Raw genomic sequence first — 20,948 nt, forward strand, 5'->3', positions numbered from 1 at the left:
GGAAGGAGGGGCGCCGCGACAACCGCCGCCTCCGCGCGCCGTCCGCTGGCGCGCAGACGCTCGGATGCCCGGACGGCCGCCGCGTTTCCCTCGGACCCGCACGAGGGCCCGCTGCGAGAAGCGCCGCGCTTCAGTGGACGGACCAGCGCTCGGCAATCTCCTCGCACGCGAGCACCACGTCACTCAGCCGGCGGATGTGGGCGCGGGGCGCGGTGAAGATGGTGCCCGCGAAGACATCCACCACCTGGATGAGCCGGTGGTCACACGGGCCCAGCTGGCACAGGTGCTGCTCCGCGAAGCGCTGGAGCATGGTGCCGATGTACTGGCCCGAGCGCTCGTCCAGCGGGTGGTGCTTGGCGAAGTAGAGCTTCATCAATCCCACGCGCGCATTGCCATGCTTGTCCATGCGCTGGAGCACCACCTCCGGACGCACGCTGATGGTGACGCCCGCCATCTCCAGACAGGGCGGCTCGGCGCCCACCGCGCTGATGATGGTCTCGTTCAAGTCGAGCCACGGCACCAGGTCCGCGAAGCGCTCGAGCGCCTCCGAGCACAGCTGCAGGCGCTGCGCCTCGAACTCCGTCTGCGGGACGCTGCACGCGAAGCGGCGCTGGTGGTCGCGGAGGATGGACAGGTCCAGGCCGCGACAGAGGAAGTCGGTAATCGCGTGCGACGCCTCCGGATAGCGCAGGTACTGCTGCTCCGGGGGGTGCTTCTGGTCGTAGATGATGCGCTTGCGGCGTGCGGGAGTCGCGGTGAGGTACTCTCCAAGCTTGTTCACTGAGACACGCGGCAGCTCACGGATTTCCGCCATGGAATGTATCCCCCTGGGTGCTGGCGAATAGGCACACAGTACAGAAGGGGTCTGACATTCATGAGACAGCGTGAGTGCTTGAAATCACGGGCCTGACTGGCTGCGTAGGTCGCGATTGGGAGACGTGACTTCCCGAGGAGGGACGGCGCTCGGGGGGCGGGGGCGGGCACCGGAGCGCGTGGCCGTCCCCCGGTGAAGGCGGGCTTCCAGGGTGGCGCGTGAGAGGGAAGGCGGGCCTGGGGCGAGGGCGCCCGGACGGAGATGTCGGAGACCGGGCGCAGGACTTCCGAGGTCCAGGCGTGGATCATCCCCGCGCGGGGCAAGAGCTGGCGCGAGGCGGTGCTGCGTCAGGGCTGCCGTGGGGCGTGGGGTCGGCGGGCGCTCCAGGGATGAAGCCACGCATGGAGTGCCCGCCGGGAGTGTCGGGGGGGCGTCAGCTACGGTCGGGCTTGTCGGAGTCCGGGTAGGAGTCCCAGTAGGTGTCGGGGAGCGGGTTGGTGCCGGCGTCGCTGCGCGGGCCGTCGCCGTCCGGGAGCTCATCGAGGATGGCGCCCGGCGTGCGCTCCGACGGGTCGATGGCGCGCGCCTGCTTGCCCGGCGCCGCGGACCGGGGGGTGTCTTCCTCTTCGTGCTCCGGGGCCTTCGGGCGCCCGCGGAAGTCCTCGGGGGGCTGGATGACTGGCTGCTTCGTGTCGTGCTCGGCCATGGTGGATGCCTCCGGTCACTGACGGTCGTGACTGGGAGGGCGGACTGCAAGCGGGCTTGCGGCGGCGGGGTGATGGCAGGAGGGCAGGCAGGCAGGCGTTGAGGGCGCGAGGCCCGGACGCTCCCGGGTGTCCGCGAGGTGACTGCCGGAGCGGGTTGCCCTGACGGAGGGTGGAAGGGCAGACATCGGCCAGCGGAGACTCGCCGCCCCACAGGGGGCCTTCAGGAGGAGTGCCGATGCCCGAGCAGACCCGGGAGACGACGTCCGCGGTGGCGGGGCCGCTGCTCCACCTGGGGTGTCCGTCCTGTGGCGCGCGGCTGGTGGTGGAGCCCGCGCTGCGCACCACCCGGTGCCCGTACTGTGCCGCGCCCTCCGTGGTGGAGCGCCCGCGCGTGCCCGGTGTGCCCGAGCCTGTCTTCGCCCTGGGCTTCGCCCTCACCCATACCTCCGCGCGTGAGCATGTGGCGCGGTGGCTGCGGACGCGCAGCCGCTTCACGCGCTCCGGCATCCGCTCCGCGAAGCCCGACGAGGTGCGCGGCGTCTACGTGCCCGCGTACCTCTACAGCGTGCTGGCCCATGCGCGCTTCAGCGCGTCCATCGGCGAGAACTACCAGGTGCAGGAGACGTACACGACGACGGAGAACGGGAAGACGGTGACGCGCACCCGCACGGTGACGCACACCGAGTGGCGCCCGCTGCGCGGCGAGCTGTCCACGTACGTGCCGGACGTGCTCGTCACGGCCTCCACGGGGCTGCGCAACGAGGAGCTGGAGGCGCTGGAGCCCTTCGACTTGCGCGTGCTGGCGCGTTACTCGCCGGCGCTCATCTCCGGCTGGGTGGCCGAGGAGCCCTCCCTGTCCCGTGAGCAGTGCCTGGAGCTGGCGCGGCGCGAGGCCGTGGAGCGGATGGGCGAACGGCTGGAGCGCTTCATGCCGGGGGACTCGCACCGGGAGCTGAGCCACGAGGCGCGGCTGGAGTGGGAGGCGCTGGACGTGTGCCTGCTGCCCGTCTGGGTGCTGGCGGTGCGCTACGCGGAGGGGGCGCCACCGCTGCGGGTGCTCGTCAACGGGCAGACGGGCGAGGTGCATGGCAAGGCGCCCATCTCCGTGTGGAAGGTGGTCCTCGCCGTGCTCGTCGTGGTGCTGCTGGTGGCGGCGGGGTGGCTGGCCTCGGGAGGGGCGCGATGAGCGCGGCGGTGGCGGGAGCGCCGGCACCGGGGTGGCTGCTGGCGCCAGGCGGTGTGTCATGACCACGGCCATGGCGGGAGCGCCGTGCCAGCGGTGCGCGAGCGCGCTGGAGGTGGATGACCTGCGCTGTCCCATCTGCGGGCTGCCGACGCCGCCCGCCGCGCACGGAGCCGCCGAGCGCGAGCAGGCCCGGGTGGTGCGCTGCGAGAGCTGCGGCGCGGCGGTGGAGTACTCGGCCGAGGCGAAGGCGCCGAAGTGCGCGTACTGCGGCTCGACGATGCGCGTGGAGATGACGCCGGACCCGGTGGAGCAGGCGGAGGCGTGGCTGCCCTTCACCGTGGACCCGGAGGCGGCGCGCGGCGCGCTGATGAGCTTCCTGGGAAAGGGCGGCTTCTTCCGTCCGTCAGGGCTGGCGCGCGACGCGGCGCTGGAGTCGCTGCGGCCGCTGTGGTGGCCGGCGTGGAGCTTCCGCGCGGGGGTGGACGTGAGCTGGACGGCGGACTCGGACGCGGGCTCGGGGCGCGCGGACTGGGCACCGCATGCGGGGCGCACGCGCTTCGACTTCGACGACATCCCCGTGCCGGCCTCGCGCGGGCTGAAGCCGAAGGAGTGTGAGGCGCTCGCGCCGCACTACCGCCGGGACTCGGCGGAGGGCACGCCGCGGGGGCCGGAGGGCGCGGACGTGGAGCGCTTCGAGGCGACGCGCTCGGGGGCGCGGCGCACCGTACTGGAGGCGGTGGAGCGGCTGTCGAGCGAGCGGCTCCAGCAGGGCGTCATTCCGGGGCGGCGCTTCCGGAACGTCCGTGTCGCCGTGGCCCTCTCCAGCCTGTACACCCGGCGGCTCGCGCTGCCCGTGTACGTGCTCGCATACCGGTACAAGGACACGCCATACCGCGTGCTGGTGCACGGGCAGGACGTGAGCTTCGTAATCGGCGAGGCCCCCATCTCCGGGTGGCGCGTGGCGGCGGTGGTGGCAGGGGTGCTCGTCCTTGTGCTCGCCGTGCTGCTGGCGACAGGCGTGCTGGGCTCGTGAGTTCGGGGCTCAGGACTTGGAGTCTTCGTCGCGCGGCCCGGGTGTGATGGGCTCCTGCTGCCCGTGAGTGGCCAGCCCGGCTTCGTCAGGCGTGTGCGGCCCTGGAGCGGTGGACTCGTCCCGGAGGAAGTCCGCGGGCGGTCCGGCTTCGTGCTCGGCGCCGGGAACCTCCGGCTCCAGCGGCACCGCGGCCTCCTCCGACGTCAGCTCCTCCGGGTGCAGGCCGCCCTCGAGCAGCTCCGCCTGATTCCGCCGGGCCGTCGCGGCCACCGCCGCCTGGACCAGCTCCTCCGCCGCCTCGAGCCTCCCGTAGCCGGGAGCCATGGCGCGCAGCCACCCGCGCAGCGCTGACGCCAGCTCGGCGCCTGTCTGGAAGCGCTCGGCGGGCGCCTGCCGCAGGGCACGCACCACCAGCGAGACGAGTCCCTCCGGAAGGCCGGCCGCGAGCCTCCGCACCTGCTCGGAGTCGAGCCGCGCCATCCTCGCCGCTACCTCGGCCACCGGCATCCAGGTGGGGCCTTGCGCCTCCAGGGCCCGAGCCTCCGGGAGCAGAGGCACCGGCACCGTGTCCTCCACCAGCAGCGGGTGCCGGCCCGTCAGCAGCTCCAGCAGCACCAGCCCGAGCGAGAAGAGGTCCGAGCGCGCGTCCACGGGCGCCCGCCGCAGCGCCTCCGGCGAGGCATAGGCGATGTCTCCCTTCACCAGCGGGCGGCTCGTGACTTCCCGGCCGGGCAGGGTGGACATGGCCACCGTGAAGTTCGTCAGCTTCACCTCGCCGTGCACGCCCACCCGGATGTTCCGGGGGCTCACGTCGCGGTGGACGATGTGCAGCGGCCGGTTCAGGTCATCCGTGAGCAGGTGCGCGTGGTGCAGCGCCTCCGCTACCTCCGAGGCGACATAGGTGGCGAACTCCGGGGACAGCGGCTGGCGTCGCATGGCGGCCAGGTTGAGCACCGTGTCCAGCGAGCGCCCCTCCACGTACTCCATCACCAGGTGCGGCGCGCCCCGGTAGACCTTCAGGTGGTGCACCTTGGCGATGGCCGGGTGGTTGAGCCGGAACGTCAGCTCCACTTCTTCGACGAGCCTGCGGCGCTCGACGAAGGTGGCGGGGTTGCTCAGGCGCTTCACCACCACGGGGCCACCCAGGCCGCCCCGGTAGCGGCGCCGCGCGAGCATCAGCAGCTCGCCGGTGGAGCGGACCTCCAGCTTGCGTACGAACTCGAATGCGGTGCCGCCCACGGTGAACAGCACCCGCGGCCGGCGCGGGTTTCCTGGAACCTCCTCCGTCGTCGTATCGGGCGTCTTCATCTCCTGCCTCTGAACCTGTGAAGTGGGTTGAGGGCTGCTGGACCCGGGAGGTAACACGAATCCTGCCCCGCAGGGAACCTCTGACGTAGGATGCGAATGAAGGGACCTCACAGGTTGAAGGTCCGGAGAGACGGGTGCTGTCTGGAGGGGCGGAAGAGGCGTAGCGCTACACTTCGGCTACGAACTTCACGCCGGTCGCCTGGATGTGCTCCAGGGCCAAGCGAATCTCGTCGGAGACGATGATGACGACCTCCCAGTCTTCCGGGCGGAAGACGTGCGCGTCTCCGACCCGGGCCTTGTCAATGCGCAGGTCCCAGACAGAACTGTACTGGCCTACCTTTTCCGGTACTCCATCCTCGGGTGTCCAGCGCTCGAACTTCGTGGCCGTCTCGTCGATGCAGCGGATGAGGCGGGTCACCACGAGGATGAAGTACGGGTCGGACTGCCTCGCGATCTCCACGGGAAGGAGCTGCACTTCCTTGGGGGCGAGCCTGGTGAAGACTTCGGCGACCCGGGCGTGAACAACGGGAACATTGAGGCCTGCCAGGGAGTAGTCGAGCGCTCGGCCGCGAACGTCTTGCTGAATCCTCAGGCGTCCAGGGGCCTTCACCTCATGCCCATGGTTGAAGTACCCGAAGTCATCCGCTTCATTGCCCTGGTCATCGATGGGGCTGCCCAGATGCCAGCGCTTCGGAAAGTAGACGTCGTCAAAGAGTCTGAAGAAGCGGCGGGGCATCGGTGGGCGGGGTGGCTCCATGCGATTCGCGCTATGGCACTTCCGTGAACGTCACGCCGGTGGCCTGGATGCGCTCCAATGCATCCTTGATTTCTTCGGACACGATGATGTCGACCCTCCAGCCCTCTGGCCGGAACACCCTCACATCCCCAATCTGGGTCTTGTCGAGGTGCAGGTTCTCGATCGACTTGTACTGACCGACCTTTTCCGGGAGGCCATCTTCCGGTGTCCAGAGGCGTGCCCGAGAGGCCACTTCATCAATGCAGCGGACGAGGCGGGTCACCACGAGGATGAAGTACGGGTCCGTCTCTCCTTCGATCTCCACCGGAATGAGTTGAACGTCCTGGGGCGCCAGCTCGCTGAAGACCTTGGCGACGCGAGCGTGGACGACGGGAACGTTCACTCCCCCATGGGCGTAATCGAGGGGTGCCCCGGGTATGTCGTAGACCATCCGGAGTCTTCCGGGATTGCTCACCGGGCGCCCGGCGGTGAACTGCCAGACGTCATCGGGCTCCTGACCCTTGTCATCGACGGGACCATCCAGTTCCCAGCGCCCGGGAAAGGAGACGTCGTCAAATAGCTCGAAGAAGCGGCGGGACATGTCGGGCCTCTAGCGAGCTGCGCCTTGCGTAACGAGTCGATGAAGCTCAGTGCCTGGCGTGGCGATTTGTTTTGCGAGGTCATGCAGTGCCGTCTTCATGGCCTTCTGGCAGTTGGCAACGCCACGGCACCCATCTGTTGCATCGGTCAGCGCCTTGTATATGCGCTTGTGATAGGCCTCCGGATGCGGTCCCTTGTGATTCTGGATGGGCACGATGTTTTCCACTTCGTCCAACTCCATCCCCGCTCTGTTGAAGAGCCTCCGGAACCGTGGAGTCCACGGCCCACCCCGCGCAGTGGAGACATCGTTCCGGATGGTCGCGATGTGATGGTCATGCGTCTTCCCATCCCCCCCCTTCGCCGCCATGGCCACCGCCGTGGCCGGCAGGGCCAGCACGAGCGTCCCATCCGCCGCCACCGCCACCGACGACACCTCGCCCACCGCCGCCAGCCTCAGCCCTACCTGTGCCTCGCCCAGCGCCGCCGCCTCCGAGAACGCCGGCAGCATCGGCAGCCTCGACGACATCCCCGCCACGCCCTGCCCCAGCAGCGCCGCCAGCGCCAAGATGGCCACCTGCGTCCCCTCCGTCCCCATCACCCGCCCGAACCTTGCCCCCGCCGCCTCCAGCTCCTCGAACGTCCTCGCCCGGTCCGTCGCCTGCTTCAGCACGAAGCTCGCGCGCACCAGCGCCAGGAACGGCCCCACTCCCAGGTACACCACCATCACCGCCGACATCACCGCCGCCGCCTTCGTCACGAACGGCTCGGGCGCCGCCAGCAGCGCCACCCACGTGGCCAGCCCCGTCACCACCACCGCGTAGAACACCCGCGGATTGAGCGTCTCCCGCACCGCCTCGAACACCGCCTCACGCATCGGGTCCACCGCGAAGCCCATGGCCAGCGTCAGCCGGTCCAGTTCCCCCAGCCCCAGCCCGTCCTCCAGCAACGACAGGCAGTCCTCCGCGCTCTCCCGCGCCTTGCACCACCGGCCGTAGTCCCCGCGCAGCCCGTGCTGCCAGGCCGCATCCGCCGTGTGGCCCCAGGCCGCCGCGCGCACCAGCAGCCCCGCCTGCGAGGGCCGAATCGATAGAGGCACCGCCAGCGCCAGCCGCGTCAGCGCCTCCTCGAAGTCGTCTTCGTCCACCTCCACCGAGGCGTCCCAGGAGGACGGCGCGTACTCCAGCGGCGCGCCCTCGCCCGTGTCCAGGCGCACCACTCGCGTGCTCGCGCAGCCCGTCACCAGGGGAATCAACACCAGGGCCCACCACAGGCTTCTCGTCACCATGCGCGCCCTCCGGGGTCCTTGCCCGGCGGAAGCAAGCAATCCCATCCTGACTTGCTAGACAGTAATTTCCAGGCATATCTATCAAGCCAGCAAAACGCGCTTAAATGGAAGACCCTGAATGAGCCTGTCCTGTCAGGTCAGGAGGCTTCCCAGTGTGGTGGCAGGTCATTTTTTCAGTGCCGGCGGCGAGCCCGCAGCGCGGCCCACCGCTGCTTCACCGCGCGCACCCACGCCCGCCACGGTGAGGGCCACGGCTCCGTCGGAGTCGTCCGGTGCCGGGCGGCGGGGCCCGACTCGGAGTCCCGGCCTCCCGGCCGCTCCGGAGCCCGGGCCCAGCGGCGCAGCTCCCGGGCGTCCTCGTCACCATCGAAGAGCTCCTCCACCTCCTCGGTGACGGCCTCCTGGAAGCCGCGAGGCGGGAAGAGGGGCGCGTCCCAGGACGCATCCGCCGTCTCCAGCGCCGCGCTCAGGGCGCCGCACAGCTCCGCGCCCGTGGCGTAGCGCCCCTCCGCGTGCCGGTGCAGCAGGCGCAGGACGAGGCCGTCGAACGCCGCGGGCACGCGCGGGTTGAGCGCGGACGGAGGCTTCGGCGTGGTGCTGTCGATGGTGGCCAGCAGTGCGGACGGCCCCAGGTCGGTGGCGTACGGGAAGGCGCCGGTGAGGACCTCGTAGAGCACGAGGCCCAGGGAGTAGAGGTCATCGGTGGGCTGGAAGGCGTAGCGCGAGCCGGACACGCGCGGCCCCGTCCAGAAGCGCAGGGCCTCCGGGCTGCGGTGGCTGGGCGTGCCCGGCGGGAGGCTGCCCTCGGTGAGCACCGGCGTGCAGGCATGGTCTCCCGAGCCGAAGTCCACCAGCACCGGCTGCCCGTCCGAGACGCGGATGAGGATGTTGCTGCCCTTGAGGTCCCGGTGCCGCACCCCCGCGCGGTGGACGGCGTCCAGCGTGAGCGCCACCTGCGCGAAGACCTCCGCCACGCGCCGGGGCGTGGGCTGGGCGCGCACGGCCCACTCGGACAGCGTGGGGCCCTCCACGTAGCCCAGGATGAGGACCAGGTAGCCGTCGTGCGCGTCCGGCCAGCGGCGGTAGCCCAGCAGCGGCACCACGTTGGGGTGCTCCAGGCGCTCGAGCACGTACGCCTCCTTGCGCGTGCGCGCGTCCACGCGGGTGTCGTCCTCGGGTGAAGGGCCCTGGAGCGCGAACTTGAGCGCCACGGGCCGGTGGGTCTCCGACTCGGCCAGGAAGATGGCGCCGTAGCCACCGCTGGCCAGCCGCCGGACGATGCGGAAGCCGCCCACCTGCTCCGAGTCCCGCAGCAGCAGCGGGTGCACGTCCTGGGTGGAGCTCATGGCCGGCACCTCCCGGAGCGGGTGCCAATCCCGCTGTGCGGGGTGGCTGCGGGAGGATGCTGGAGGTCCTGCATACGTCTGGAGAGGGGGTTCTTTGTCATCGTGCGTGGCATATGGATTCAACCTCTGGGGTCCATAGCACGCGGGACGCCTCTTCGGGTAGTCTCCTGCCTTGAACGGTAGGGTTCCTGACATGGGACGTGACGGTTCGTGTCTGGGAGGGCGGAAGGACGATGAACGAGGAACTGGCCATCACCGTGGGCGCGGCCGCGCGGGCCGCGCGAGCCCGCCTCGGGCTGACCCAGGCGGACGTGGCCGAGCGGGTGGGAATCGCCATGGAGGTCTACAGCCGCATGGAGCGCGGCAAGGTGCTGCCCAGCGTCACCACGCTGCGGCGGCTGTGCCAGGTGCTGCGCATCGGCGCGGACACGCTGCTGGGCCTGGAGGTGGTGGTATTGGCCCCGCCCCTGGAGGAGGGCGCCGCGGACGCCCCGCCGGGTGAGGACCCGCCCCGGCTGCGCCGGCTGATGCGCGCGCTGCGGGCGCTGGACGCCGCGCAGCTCAAGGCCGTGGCCCAGGTCGTCCACGGCGCGCTCGGGCTGCTCCGCCGATGACGCGGGCGAAGGCGGGAAACTTGCGCCGCCGGGGTGCCGTGCGACGCTCGCGCGCCATGCGTGAGCCCGTTGACCACAAGCTCGCGGTCCTCCTGGGAGGTGCCGCTCGCGATGCCCGCCATCGCCTGGGGCTCACCCAGGGCGACGTGGCCGAGCGCATGGGCATGGCGATGGAGGTCTACAGCCGCATGGAGCGCGGGAAGATGCTGCCCCGCGCGCAGACGCTCCGGCGCCTGTGTGACGTGCTGCAGGTCTCCGCGGACACGCTGCTGGGCGTGGGCAAGGCGAGCGCTCCGGTGGCCGTCTCCCCTCGCAAGGCCGCCCGGGAGGACCCCGCGGAGCTGCGGCGCATGACGCGCAAGCTGCGCGACCTGGAGCCCGCCCAGCTGCGCGCCGTGTCGCGCGTGGTGAACGCCGTCGTCACCGTGATGCCCAGGCCTGGGGCGCAAGCGACCTCACGCCCCGTCCGCAAGCGCCGGGCGACGGGGTAGGGCGTCCAGGCTCGTAAGCCCGCGCGCTCCCGGGGCCCGTGAGCCGGCACGTGCAGCCAGGGTGCGGACTCCCTGGCTGCCCGGCCGCTCGACACACCCCGGAGCGTGCCGCTGGCGGTCGCCCTCTCCCCAATCGCCCGCTCGTGGGTTAGCACTGGGGACTCTCCCATGCTCCCGCCTTCACTGCCCCCGGACGAGCGCCAGCGGCTCCAGGCCCTTCGCGACCTCTGCGTGCTGGACACGCCCTCGGAGGAGCGCTTCGAGCGCATCGTCCGCACCGCGGCGCGGCTGTTCGGCGTGCCCATGGCCCTGGTGTCGCTGCTGGACGAGGCCCGGCAGTGGTTCAAGGCGCGCGTGGGCCTGGAGGCCACCGAGACGCCTCGCGACGTCTCCTTCTGCGGCCACGCCATCCTCAGCCGGGACACCTTCGTCGTGCCGGACGCGGTGAGGGACGCGCGCTTCCACGACAACCCGCTCGTCCTCGGCGCGCCGCACATCCGCTTCTACGCGGGGCACCCGGTGCGGGCGCCGGACGGCAGCCGGGTGGGCACGCTGTGCCTCCTCGACCGCGTGCCGCGCGACTTCACGGACGCGGACCGCGCCGCGCTCGCGGACCTGGCGGCCTGGGTGGAGCTGGAGTTCGACGCCGTCACCGTGCGCCTGGCGCGCGCGGCGCTGGCGGAGCAGGAGCAGCTGAAGAACGAGTTCGTCTCCACGGTGAGCCACGAGCTGCGCACGCCGCTCACCTCCATCCGCGGCTCGCTGGGCCTGCTGGCCGGCGGGGTGGCCGGGCCGCTGACGCCGCCGGTGGCGGAGATGATTGGCATCGCGCACAAGAACAGCGAGCGGCTCATCCGCCTCATCAACGACATCCTCGACCTGGACAAGATGGAGTCGGGGAAGCTGGACCTGGAGCTGGCGCCGGCGGAGCTGACCCCGCTGCTCGCGCAGGCCGCCGAGGCGCACCACGGCTACGCGGACGGGTACGGCGTGCGGGTGGAGACGGTGCTGGACGCCCCGGGAGCCCTGGCGCGGGTGGACGCGGACCGGCTGGCGCAGGTGCTGGCGAACCTCCTGTCCAACGCCATCAAGTTCTCCCCGCGCGGCGAGCGCGTCACCGTGCGCCTGGCCCGTCACCGTGGCGGCCTGCGCGTGTCCGTGGAGGACCGGGGGCCCGGCATCCCCGAGGCCTTCCGCGCCCGCCTCTTCCAGAAGTTCGCGCAGGCGGACGGCTCGGACACGCGCAAGCGCAGCGGCACCGGCCTGGGGCTGAACATCACCCGCGCGCTGGTGGAGCGGCTGGGCGGCACGCTCGACTTCGTCACCACGCGCGGCGCCGGCACCACCTTCTGGTTCGACCTGCCCGAGTGGCACCCCGAGCCCCGTGCGCCGGGCCTTGCTCCCGCGCGCGGGCCTGCGCCGTTGCAGGAGCGTGGCGTCCGCGCGCGCGTGCTGCACGTGGAGCGGGACGCGGACAACCGGCGCGTGGTGGCGGACGTGCTGCGGGACGTGGCGGAGGTGGTGGCGGCGGTGGACCTGGGTGAGGCCGAGTCCGCGCTGCGCGCCGGCTCCTTCCAACTCGTCCTGGTGGAGCCGGAGCTGCCCGAGGGCGGCCGGCTGTCGCTGGCCCCGCTGCTGGCGGCGGCGCCCGTGGTCCTCTTCTCCATGGCCGAGCCCACGCCCGAGCTCGTCCGCCAGGTGTCCGCGTCATTGGTGAAGTCCCGCGCCTCCAACGCGGACCTGCGCGCCGCCGTGCTCCAGCTCCTGCCCCAGGAGGCAGAATGAATCCGAAACTCCGCCGCGTCCGTACCCCGCGCCCAACCCCCGCCCGAGGCCTGAAGCCATGACGACCCTGCGCAAGGTGATGCTCGTCGACGACGAGGACGACATCCGCACCATCGGCAACCTGAGCCTGAGCCGGGTGGGCGGGTGGCAGACGGTGCTGGCGTCCTCGGGCGCGGAGGCGCTGGAGAAGGCCGCCGCCGAGAAGCCGGACCTCATCCTCCTGGACGTGATGATGCCCGGCATGGACGGGCCCACGACCTTCGGAAAGCTGCGCGCGCAGGCGTCCACCGCGAGCACGCCCATCATCTTCATGACGGCCAAGATTCAGAAGCAGGAGGTCGCCCGGTACCTGGAGCTGGGCGCGCTGGGGGTCATCGGCAAGCCGTTCGACCCGATGACGCTGCCGGCGGAGATTCGCAAGCTGGTGCCGGCATGAAGGTCTCGCGCCTGTCGAAGCGCTCGGTGGTGCTGGCGGCGGGCGCGCTGCTGCTCCTGTGTGGCCTGTTCGTGGTGGGCCGGCCGTGGGCGGTGTCGGAGAACGACCGGTACCGCACGGGGCTGCGGCAGCTTCGCGTGGCCAGCGCGGAGCTGGAGCTGGACGTGCTGCGCGCGCGCCAGGGGCTGCCGGAGGTGCATGGCACGGCGGCGGCGGACTTCGCCGCGCTGCGGGCCCGCGCCGAGGCGCTGCGGACCTTCCCGTCCTTCCTGTCCGACGAGGACCGCCGTGTCATGGGGGCGTCGCTGGACTCCTACGAGCGGGCGCTTCGCGAGAGCGAGTCCCTGCTGGCGCGCTCCCGGGACGCGGACGCGCGGGGCCAGAAGCGCGAGGCGGACGTGGCCCTGCAGGCGCTGCTGGAGCGCACCGCGAGCGCCGATGCCGAGCGCCTCATCAACACCTACCTCCAGCTCTACGAGCGGACGCAGAGCCGCAACGAGCGCTCGCGCATCGCCTTCTTCGCGGTGTCGCTGCTGCTGGGCGCATACGTGCTGGTGGTGCTGGTGCGGCTGTCTCGCGCCAGCTCCGAGCTGGGCGTGCTCAACGAGGACCTGGAGCGGCGCGTGGAGGAGCGCACCGCCGCGCTGTCCACGGCGAATGAGGGGCTGCGCTCCAGCGAGACGCGCAAGGCGGCCATCCTGGAGGCCGCGCCGGACGGCATCCTCCTGCTGGACGGGAAGGGCCACCTGCTGGAGCTGAACCCGGCGGCGGAACGGACGTTCCGGCTGGCGTCCGCGCAGGCGGTGGGGCGGGACTTCCTGGCGCTGGCGCTGCCCGCGTCGCTGCCGGCGGGAGAGCGGGAGCGGGTGGCCGCCGCGCTGGACGCGCCCGCGGGCCGGGCCACGCGCCTGGAGTCGCCGTGCCTGCGCGCGGATGGAGGCGTCTTCCCGGCGGAGCTGACCATCGCCCGGGTGCCCGGGGACGGGCCGCCGCGCTTCACCGCCTTCGTGCGCGACATCACCGAGCGCAAGGAGGTGGAGCGGATGAAGAACGAGTTCATCTCCACCGTGAGCCACGAGCTGCGCACGCCGCTCACCTCCATCCGCGGCTCGCTGGGGCTGCTGGAGGGCGGCATCGTGGGGGATTTGCCCGCGCCGGCGCTGGACATGGTGCGCATCGCCCGCACCAACACCGAGCGGCTCATCCGCCTCATCAACGACATCCTGGACCTGGAGAAGATGGAGGCCGGCAAGCTGGAGCTGAAGCTGGCCCTGCTGGAGGGCGCGGAGCTGGTGGAGGCGACGCTGGCGGGCGTGAAGGGCATGGCGGACGCGGCGGGGGTGTCGCTGCGCTCGGACGTGGAAGGGCTGCCCCAGGTGAAGGGAGACAGGGACAGGCTCATCCAGGTGCTGACGAACCTGGTGTCCAACGCGGTGAAGTTCTCACCCCGGGACGCGGCGGTGACGGTGCGGGTGCGGGAGGAGGCGGGCGGGCGGGTGCGCTTCAGCGTGGTGGACCAGGGGCCGGGGATTACGCCGGAGCAGCGCGGCCGGCTGTTCGGGCGCTTCCAGCAGCTGGATGGCTCGGACACGCGCTCCAAGGGCGGCACGGGCCTGGGGCTGGCGATTTCGCAGGCGATTGTCGACCAGCACGGGGGCCGAATCGACGTGGAGAGCGAGCCAGGACAGGGCTCCACGTTCACCTTCACCCTGGAGGCGGCGAAGCCCGTGGCCAGCGGGGTGCCGACGACGGTGCCGAGGGACGAGTCCCGCTACAACGTGCTGGTGGCCACGGCGGACGGGGAGCTGTCGACGCTGCTGCGGGGGCTGCTGTCGGCGGAGGGCTACCGGGTGGTGCGCGCGGCCAGCCTGGCGGAGGCGGTGAAGGCGATAGAGGAGTCGATGCCGGACGCGCTGGTGGTGGACACGCAGATGCCGGACGGCCAGGCGCTGGACTGGGTGCGAGGCCTGCGCGAGCAGCCGCGCACGCGGGAGCTGCCGGTGCTGGCGCTGTCCGGGCGGTCCGCGGAGGGCGAGGGCGTGGGCATGCCGCTGTGGGTGGACTGGATGACGAAGCCGCTGGAGGAGACGCGGCTGTTGAAGGCGCTGCGCTACGCCATGCGGACGCCGGGGCAGGCGCGGGTGCTGGTGGTGGACGACGACGCGGCGACGCGGCGGGTGCTGTGCGCGCAGCTGGAGCGGCTGGGTGTGCAGGTGTTCGAGGCGGCGGACGGGGAGAGCGCGGTGGCGCTGGCGCGGGAGACGACGCCGGACCTCATCGTGCTGGACGTGGGGCTGCCGCGGCTGGACGGCTTCGAGGTGGTGGACATCCTGCGCCAGGGCAAGGGGCGGGCGACGCCGCTGATTGTATTCACGGGGCGGGAGCTGTCGCGGACGGACGAGCGGCAGCTCACGCTGGGGATTACGCGTCACCTGACGAAGGCGCGCTCCTCGGAGGACGAGCTGGTGACCTCCGTGCGCGAGCTGCTCAATGGCCTGCTGGCCCGGCGTGAGGCCGCGGCGGCGGAGAGAAAGGCACTCTAGATGGGTGGCGGCAGGACGCTCCTGTTCCTCGAGGACGACAAGGACTTGCAGTCGCTGGTGTGCACCTTCCTGCGGGAGAAGGGCTACCGCGTGGAGCCGGCGCGCACCGCGCAGGAGGCGCTGGGGTTGCTGTCGCGCACGCCGGTGGACGCGGCGATTGTGGACGGCCTGCTGCCGGGGCTGACGGGGGCGGACTTCATCCGCGAGCTGCGCAAGACGCAGCCGGAGCTGCCGGTGCTGTTCGCCTCGGCGTTCTGGAAGGACCTGAAGAGCCACGAGCTGCTGACGCGGCAGCTGGGGGTGGCGCGCATCATCCACAAGCCGTACCGGCCGGAGGAGCTGCTGGTCTGGGTGGACCAGCTGTTCACCCGGGTGACTCCGCCGCCGCCTCCGCCGGAGGCGCTGGAGGAGGCGGAGGTGGTGGGCGACGACCTGGCCGCGAGCCTGGCCGCGCTGAATGCGGAGTACGGCGCGCGGCTGAAGGACAAGGTGGCCGGGCTGGAGGCGCTGCTGGGGCGGCTGCGCGCGGGGGAGGGCGGGGCGCTGGAGGAGGCGTACACCGTCGTGCACAAGCTGCACGGGACGGCGGGGAGCTACGGCTTCGCGGAGGTGAGCCAGGCGGCGGGGCGGCTGGAGTTGGTGCTGAAGCCGGCGAAGGACGGGGGCGGGGCGGTGGACTTCGCGGCGGCGGACGTGGCGTTCCGCGAGCTGGCGGCGCTGGTGTCCGTGCCGGTGAAGCCGGCGCCCGTGGTGGCGGGACCCGCGCCGGTGCTGCCAGCGGAGGGTGTGCTGCTGGTGGTGGACGAGGACGCGGCGGTGCGGGCGGACGCGGAGCGGCTGGGCAAGGCGCACGTGGTGCGGGTGCTGACGGCGCGCACGGCGGACGAGGCGCGCGCGGTGGCTCGGCGGCAGTGGGTGGATGGGGTGCTCATCCACATGCACCTGGACGGTCCGCTGGGCGGAATCAATGCGGCGCATGCGCTGCGCGCGGAGGAGGGGCTGTCGCAGCTGCCGCTGGCGTTCACGGGTGCGGGGGACGTGCTGGAGGACCGGGTGGCGGCGGCGCACGCGGGAGCGTCGCTATTCCTGCCGCGGCCGTTCACCTCGCAGGACTTCACGGCGGCGGCCGAGCGGATGATGGCGGCGCGACGGCCGGAGCGCTCGCGGGTGCTGGTGGTGGACGACGACCCCGAGGCGATTACGGCGCTGACGCATGCGCTGGCGAGTGACCACATCGAAGTGACTGGGCTCGGGGATGCGCACGGGTTGATGGAGGCGCTGGCGCAGCACCGGCCGGACTTGTTGCTGCTGGACGTGCAGATGCCGGGGCCGAGCGGGTTTGATTTGTGCCGGATTCTGCGGTCGACGCCGGAGTGGCAGGAGCTGCCGGTGCTGCTGATTACGGCGCACCTGGGGCTGGAGTTCCGGCTGGCGGCGTTCCAGGCGGGAGCGGACGACTACATCTCCAAGCCGGTGCTGCGCGAGGAGCTGCGGGCCCGTGTGCAGGCGCGGCTGGAGCGCTCGAGGCTGTCGCGGGAGCGGGCCGAGCGGGACGTGCTGACGGGGCTGCTGTTGCGCCGGCCGTTCATCGACGGAGTGAGGGCGAGGCTGGCGGAGGCGCAGCGGTCGGGGCGGCCGATGGCGCTGTGCTTCCTGGACGTGGACCACTTCAAGCAGGTGAACGACAAGTACGGGCACCTGTCCGGGGACAGGGTGCTGACACGGCTGGGACGGTTGTTGGGGGCACGGTTCCGGCGCGAGGACGTGCGCGGACGGTGGGGCGGGGAGGAGTTCGTGGTGGCGCTGCTGGGCGAGACGGCGGCGAGCGCGAAGGAGATTCTCTCGCGCACGGCGGCGGAGCTGTCGGGGATGACGTTCGAAGGTGATGCGGGCGAGTCGTTCCGGATTACCTTCAGCGCGGGCATCTCCGTGACGCCGGGAGACGGTGCCTCCGTGGAGGAGTTGTTGAAGACCGCGGATGCCCGGCTGTACCGGGCGAAGGCGAACGGGCGGAACCGGATTGAGACGTGAGATAGCGTCTTTTCAACGCATCACGAACTTTCGAGTCGCTTGAGTGCCTCAATGCGCTCCCGAACTTCTGAGGGAAGCGGGCGATCGAGGGCAGTATGGAGGTGCTCCAGATGTCCCAATATGACTCCAGCGTTTCCCTCAAAGGAACTTGGAAAGCGGAGAAAAAATGGCCAGAGCCTGTCGATGGCTTCGCTAACTGAAAGAAGAGCACTTTCATGTCGGTCCAGGTCGCTCAGTCTGGACCCCAGGTTGTTGAGACTGTAGGCGAGGTCGGGTTGGAATTTGTCGGAGTTGCGCGACGCGAGACTCCGGTAGAGTGTCACGGCTTCCTCGGCCGCCTCCAGCGCCTCCTCCCACTGACCCAAATCACCAAGAGTGCTGCCCAAGTTATCAAGACTTCCGGCAAGGTCAGGCTGGAATGCGTCGGGATTGCGTGCCACGAGACTCCGGTAGAGTGTCACGGCTTCCTCGGCTGCCTTCAATGCTTCCTGACTCTGGCCCAAGTCGCTCAGCCTGGACCCTAGATTGTCGAGACTCATGGCGAGGTCGGGCTGGAATGCGTCAGGATTGCGTTCCGCGAGACCCCGGTAGAGTGTCACAGCTTCATTGACCGCCTTCAATGCTTCCTGACCCCGGCCCACCTCGCTCAGCCTGGATCCTAGGTTGTAAAGACTCATGGCGAGGTCGGGCTGGAATGCGTCAGGATTGCGTTCCACCAGATCCCGGCGGAGCTGGACGGCTGCCTCGGCCGCCTTCAGCGCCTCCTTCTGCCAGCCCAAGTCACTCAGCCTGCAGCCCAAGTTGTTGAGGCTAAGAGCGAAGTTGGGCAAGAATGCGTCGGGATTGCGCGCCGCGAGGCCCCGGTAGAGTGTCACGGCTTCCTCGGCGGCCTTCAGCGCTTCCTCCCGCCAGCCCAGATCACTCAGCATGTTGCCTAGATTGTTTAGGCTGAGGGCAAGGTTGGGCTGGAAGGCGTCGGGGTTACATGCTGCAAGGCTCCGGTTGAGTTGCACGGCCTCTTCGGTCGCCTTCAGCGCCTCTGCTCTCCGGCCCAGTTCGCTGAGTTTGTTTCCAAGGTTGTTGAGACTGCGGGCGAGGTTCGGTTGGAATGCGTCGGGATTACGCGCCGCGAGGCCCCGGTAGAGTGTCACGGCTTCCTCGGCGGCCTTCAGCGCTTCCTCCCGCCGGCCCAGGTTGCTTAGTCTGATGCCCAGGTCGCTGAGACTCATGGCGAGGTCGGGCTGGAATGCGTCGGGGTTGCGTGACGTGAGACCCCGATTGAGTTGCACGGCCTCTTCGGTCGCCTTCAACGCCTCTGCTCTCCGGCCCAGGTCGCTGAGCTTGTTTCCCAAGTTGATGAGACTCATGGCGAGGTCGGGCTGGAATGCGTCGGGGTTGCGTGACGCGAGACTTCGGTAGATTGTCATGGATTCCTCACCCGCCTTCAGTGCCTCCTCACGTTGGCCCATGTCGCTTAGTAAGGGACCCAGATTGTTGAGGCTTCCGGCAAGGTGGAACTGGAACTCATTGGGGTTGCACGCTGCAAGGTCGCGACAAAGCTGCGCAGCTTCCTCAGCTGCCTTTAGAGCGTCATCCCGCCGGCCCAGTACACTCAGCCTGGGGCCTAAGTTAATGAGACATCGAGCTAAGTCGAGTTGGAAGGAATTGGGAGCCTGTGACTCAAGTTGTCGATAGAGTTTGACTGCTTCCTGGGTTGCCTTCAGTGCCGCGTCATGTCGTCCAAGTGCGCCTAATCTGATTCCCCAGTTGTCAAGAAGACTTGCTCGGACTGCGGATGCTGCATTGCTTTCAAGAGCTGGATGGGCCTGTAGAAGCATGCGAGTCGTCCATTCAGCAACCCGGTCCAGAGATACTGTGGGAAAGGGAATGCCAACGGCGTCAAGTTGGCGAGCTCGTTCGACGGTGCCCGCTGATTCAAGTCTGTCCGCCAGAATGTCACCCATCACGGAGAATGCGGTGTGCTGTCCAACAGACTTTGCAGCCTCCAGTGCGAGGGCCGCTCGCTCGTCGAGCAGTTCGCCCGCGAGGAGTCGTTCAATCCAAGGTCGAATCACCACAGGTTGCACCGCAGATACTCGCCCCAGCACTCTCAGGCCGTTTCCGACAGTCTGCCGCTGGTTGACTGGTGGAAAGACCCGGTCAATCCAATCGGAAGGGACGCAATCTCCAGACGAGGGGTTTGCGGAGGCGACACGCAGTACCATCCCTTCGCCGAGAAGATCCGGCTCTAGCGGAGGTAGGAAGAGGGCAGGGCCTCGCGCATTGAGTTCGTATACCCAGTTGAGCAATTGCAATATGGCATCGTCTTCCTTAGAAGCTGTATGTCCTAGAAGGCTGCCGACAACGCTTTTCGCCTCTTCCTTGCTTGGGAACCCACCTCGGAGCGTGGCGGCGGCGACTATCTGACGGGCCAGTGCCCGTTGCACCGCAAGCTGGGAGCGGGCCTGACCGGCGTTCACTTCCCAGAAGCGTTCCTCATGGTCGAGGATGACATCCATGAGTGTATTCGGCTCGAAGGCCAGTCCCTCTACCGCCGCGAGTGCGGCCATATGCACATAGAGCACGCGCTGGAAGTGCTCATCGCCGAGGACCTCTTCCACAGGACGCTGCATGTGGGGCTTCTTCAACTTTTCGGCGAACCTCTTCGCTGCTTCATGGAAAACCTGCATGCGATCGGTCAGGGAGTCCGAGAGTGACGGCAGTTTGCGGGCAGGCATTGAATCGAGCCATACCGCAAGTGCTGAGTCTTCTTTGCGGAGTGACTTCCACCAGTCGCCGTCATTCCGTGCAAGCAGCAGTAGTCGAATCCGGCGAGATCTTGGTGCATCGGGCTGCTGCGAGTACTGGTAAAGACGCAAGAGCATCTTGTGAAGCTTGGGCTGGCTCTCCGCATAATCGACCACCACCAGTAACGGCTGTCCCAGTGACCACAGCCGGTCGAGCCAATCCTGAGATTCGTTCTCGGACGCCCCCTTGGCCAGAAAGCCAGCAGCCCATCTCATTTGTCTGCGCCGGGCTGTCCACTCAATCGCAAGGCGCGTCTTGCCTGCCCCTCCCTCGGCATGGAGCATTTGCACCGAGACAGCCGGGCCTTCGTCACACCACTGTTCGAGCTCCGTCAAGAGCCTTTCTCGTCCGTGGAATGGCACGACCTCATGACGTGCGTTGAGAAGCGCTGAAGGAGCTGCCTTCGCGGGAGGTTCTCCAGCACTCCCCGTCGTCAGGAGATCATCAACCCCGGGCACCGTCTCCGCGTCGATGTGCTCGCGGAGGAACGCCATCAGGCACTCGGCGGAGGCCCTGGCCGCGTACTCCTTGAAGTGGTCATCGCGCCCGTGATTGGCGAAGTCCATCACGCCCTTCATCACGATTGCGTCGAGCTTCAGATGCACCTGCGCCTGAGCCAGCGCGCCGATGGCTGCGGCCTCCAGCTCCAGGCCTAGCGTCTTGCGCATGTGCTCGGTGACGGTGTTCCAGTAGGTCACGTCCTCGATGACCTGACTGCCGCTTCCCATGGGATCGAAATGCACGCGGAAGGGAAGCAGCTGCCCCTTAGGAGAGAGGTCGGGAAGGCGCCCCTTGTTCCGGAACAGGACGCTTTCGACCCGCTCGCGTCCCTTGTCGGTCAGCTTGGTGCCTGGCGCTTGCAGGCTGCCGGACTCGATGAGCCCGTCGATGACCTTCTCCCACTGTGGGCAGAACTGCTCGAACTCTGGATGCGTCCATGGAGCCGTGACGCCCTCATGGAGCTTCAGCAGGGCCCAGTTCTCCTGCCATTCGTAGGGGACCGGACGCTCCTTCCACCAAGCTTCGTTCTTGAAGCGCGTGACGAAGTCGAAGCGCTTGAGATCCTCCTTCCAGTCGTAACGCAGGTTGTAGGTCGTGAGATCCTGTTGCACGCCCTTGGGCGTCCGCTTGCCCGTGTCATGGAAGAACAGCCTGTCGGGCGCGATGACATCACCGAGGTTCGTCTTCCCGGGGCGGCCCGCGCAGACGCCACACATCGCCACGC

Annotated in this window: 16 protein-coding genes; 8 read left to right on the forward strand and 8 right to left on the reverse strand. The window is 69.4% G+C overall.

The window, feature by feature from the left end:
- Nucleotides 1–130: 130 nt before the first annotated feature.
- Together LXT23_RS07955 and LXT23_RS07960 are read right to left on the reverse strand one after the other, a co-directional pair.
- Nucleotides 131–814 carry a hypothetical protein gene (locus LXT23_RS07955; protein WP_253979456.1) on the reverse strand — a complete coding sequence of 228 codons (684 nt, stop codon included), beginning with the start codon at nt 812–814 and terminating at the stop codon, nt 131–133.
- A 433-nt stretch (nt 815–1,247) separates the two neighbouring features.
- Complete coding sequence (locus LXT23_RS07960; RefSeq protein ID WP_253979457.1) at nt 1,248–1,520, reverse strand: hypothetical protein; 273 nt, start codon at nt 1,518–1,520, stop codon at nt 1,248–1,250.
- A 236-nt stretch (nt 1,521–1,756) separates the two neighbouring features.
- Here LXT23_RS07960 and LXT23_RS07965 point away from each other — a divergent pair, with 236 nt between their 5' ends.
- Entirely contained in the window at nt 1,757–2,707 is a 951-nt protein-coding gene (locus LXT23_RS07965) for a hypothetical protein (protein WP_253979458.1), read from the forward strand.
- A gap of 58 nt (nt 2,708–2,765) precedes the next feature.
- Nucleotides 2,766–3,740, forward strand: a complete 975-nt coding sequence (locus tag LXT23_RS07970) for a zinc ribbon domain-containing protein (protein ID WP_253979459.1) — start codon at nt 2,766–2,768, stop codon at nt 3,738–3,740.
- A gap of 9 nt (nt 3,741–3,749) precedes the next feature.
- Here the strand turns inward: LXT23_RS07970 and LXT23_RS07975 are convergent, their stop codons facing one another.
- The 5 genes from LXT23_RS07975 to LXT23_RS07995 all read right to left on the reverse strand — a co-directional run bounded on the left by LXT23_RS07975 (nt 3,750) and on the right by LXT23_RS07995 (nt 9,015).
- The gene (locus LXT23_RS07975; protein WP_253979460.1) at nt 3,750–5,048 is read right to left on the reverse strand and encodes a serine/threonine protein kinase; all 1,299 of its coding nucleotides are present in this window, start codon (nt 5,046–5,048) and stop codon (nt 3,750–3,752) included.
- A gap of 166 nt (nt 5,049–5,214) precedes the next feature.
- Nucleotides 5,215–5,784 (reverse strand): imm11 family protein, encoded by a 570-nt coding sequence (locus tag LXT23_RS07980; protein WP_253979461.1) that lies wholly within the window; start codon nt 5,782–5,784, stop codon nt 5,215–5,217.
- A gap of 31 nt (nt 5,785–5,815) precedes the next feature.
- The gene (locus tag LXT23_RS07985; RefSeq protein WP_253979462.1) at nt 5,816–6,385 is read right to left on the reverse strand and encodes an imm11 family protein; all 570 of its coding nucleotides are present in this window, start codon (nt 6,383–6,385) and stop codon (nt 5,816–5,818) included.
- A gap of 9 nt (nt 6,386–6,394) precedes the next feature.
- A complete protein-coding gene (locus LXT23_RS49610; protein ID WP_256560523.1) occupies nt 6,395–7,669 on the reverse strand; it encodes an AHH domain-containing protein in 1,275 nt (424 codons plus the stop codon).
- A 173-nt stretch (nt 7,670–7,842) separates the two neighbouring features.
- A complete protein-coding gene (locus LXT23_RS07995; protein ID WP_253979463.1) occupies nt 7,843–9,015 on the reverse strand; it encodes a serine/threonine-protein kinase in 1,173 nt (390 codons plus the stop codon).
- Between the two features lie 233 nt (nt 9,016–9,248).
- Between LXT23_RS07995 and LXT23_RS08000 the strand changes: the two genes are divergently transcribed.
- The 6 genes from LXT23_RS08000 (at nt 9,249) to LXT23_RS08025 (ending at nt 16,915) form a co-directional block, all read left to right on the forward strand.
- Complete coding sequence (locus LXT23_RS08000) at nt 9,249–9,629, forward strand: helix-turn-helix transcriptional regulator (protein ID WP_253979464.1); 381 nt, start codon at nt 9,249–9,251, stop codon at nt 9,627–9,629.
- 56 nt (nt 9,630–9,685) lie between these two features.
- On the forward strand, nt 9,686–10,120 hold the full coding sequence (locus LXT23_RS08005) for a helix-turn-helix domain-containing protein (RefSeq protein WP_253979465.1): 435 nt from the start codon (nt 9,686–9,688) through the stop codon (nt 10,118–10,120).
- A 168-nt stretch (nt 10,121–10,288) separates the two neighbouring features.
- Nucleotides 10,289–11,905 carry a GAF domain-containing sensor histidine kinase gene (locus LXT23_RS08010; protein ID WP_253979466.1) on the forward strand — a complete coding sequence of 539 codons (1,617 nt, stop codon included), beginning with the start codon at nt 10,289–10,291 and terminating at the stop codon, nt 11,903–11,905.
- A 58-nt stretch (nt 11,906–11,963) separates the two neighbouring features.
- Nucleotides 11,964–12,341: a response regulator gene (locus tag LXT23_RS08015; RefSeq protein ID WP_253979467.1), complete on the forward strand. Its 378-nt coding sequence runs from the start codon at nt 11,964–11,966 to the stop codon at nt 12,339–12,341.
- Nucleotides 12,338–14,884: an ATP-binding protein gene (locus LXT23_RS08020; RefSeq protein WP_253979468.1), complete on the forward strand. Its 2,547-nt coding sequence runs from the start codon at nt 12,338–12,340 to the stop codon at nt 14,882–14,884. Before LXT23_RS08015 ends, LXT23_RS08020 begins: the two co-directional genes overlap by 4 nt.
- Nucleotides 14,885–16,915, forward strand: coding sequence for a response regulator (locus LXT23_RS08025; RefSeq protein ID WP_253979469.1), 2,031 nt, complete (start codon nt 14,885–14,887; stop codon nt 16,913–16,915). It abuts the gene before it with no gap.
- Nucleotides 16,916–16,935: 20 nt separating this feature from the next.
- Here LXT23_RS08025 and LXT23_RS08030 read toward each other — a convergent pair whose 3' ends face one another.
- Nucleotides 16,936–20,940, reverse strand: coding sequence for a tetratricopeptide repeat protein (locus LXT23_RS08030; RefSeq protein WP_253979555.1), 4,005 nt, complete (start codon nt 20,938–20,940; stop codon nt 16,936–16,938).
- Between the last annotated feature and the right edge of the window lie 8 nt (nt 20,941–20,948).

Source organism: Pyxidicoccus xibeiensis, assembly GCF_024198175.1.
Lineage (GTDB): Bacteria > Myxococcota > Myxococcia > Myxococcales > Myxococcaceae > Myxococcus > Myxococcus xibeiensis.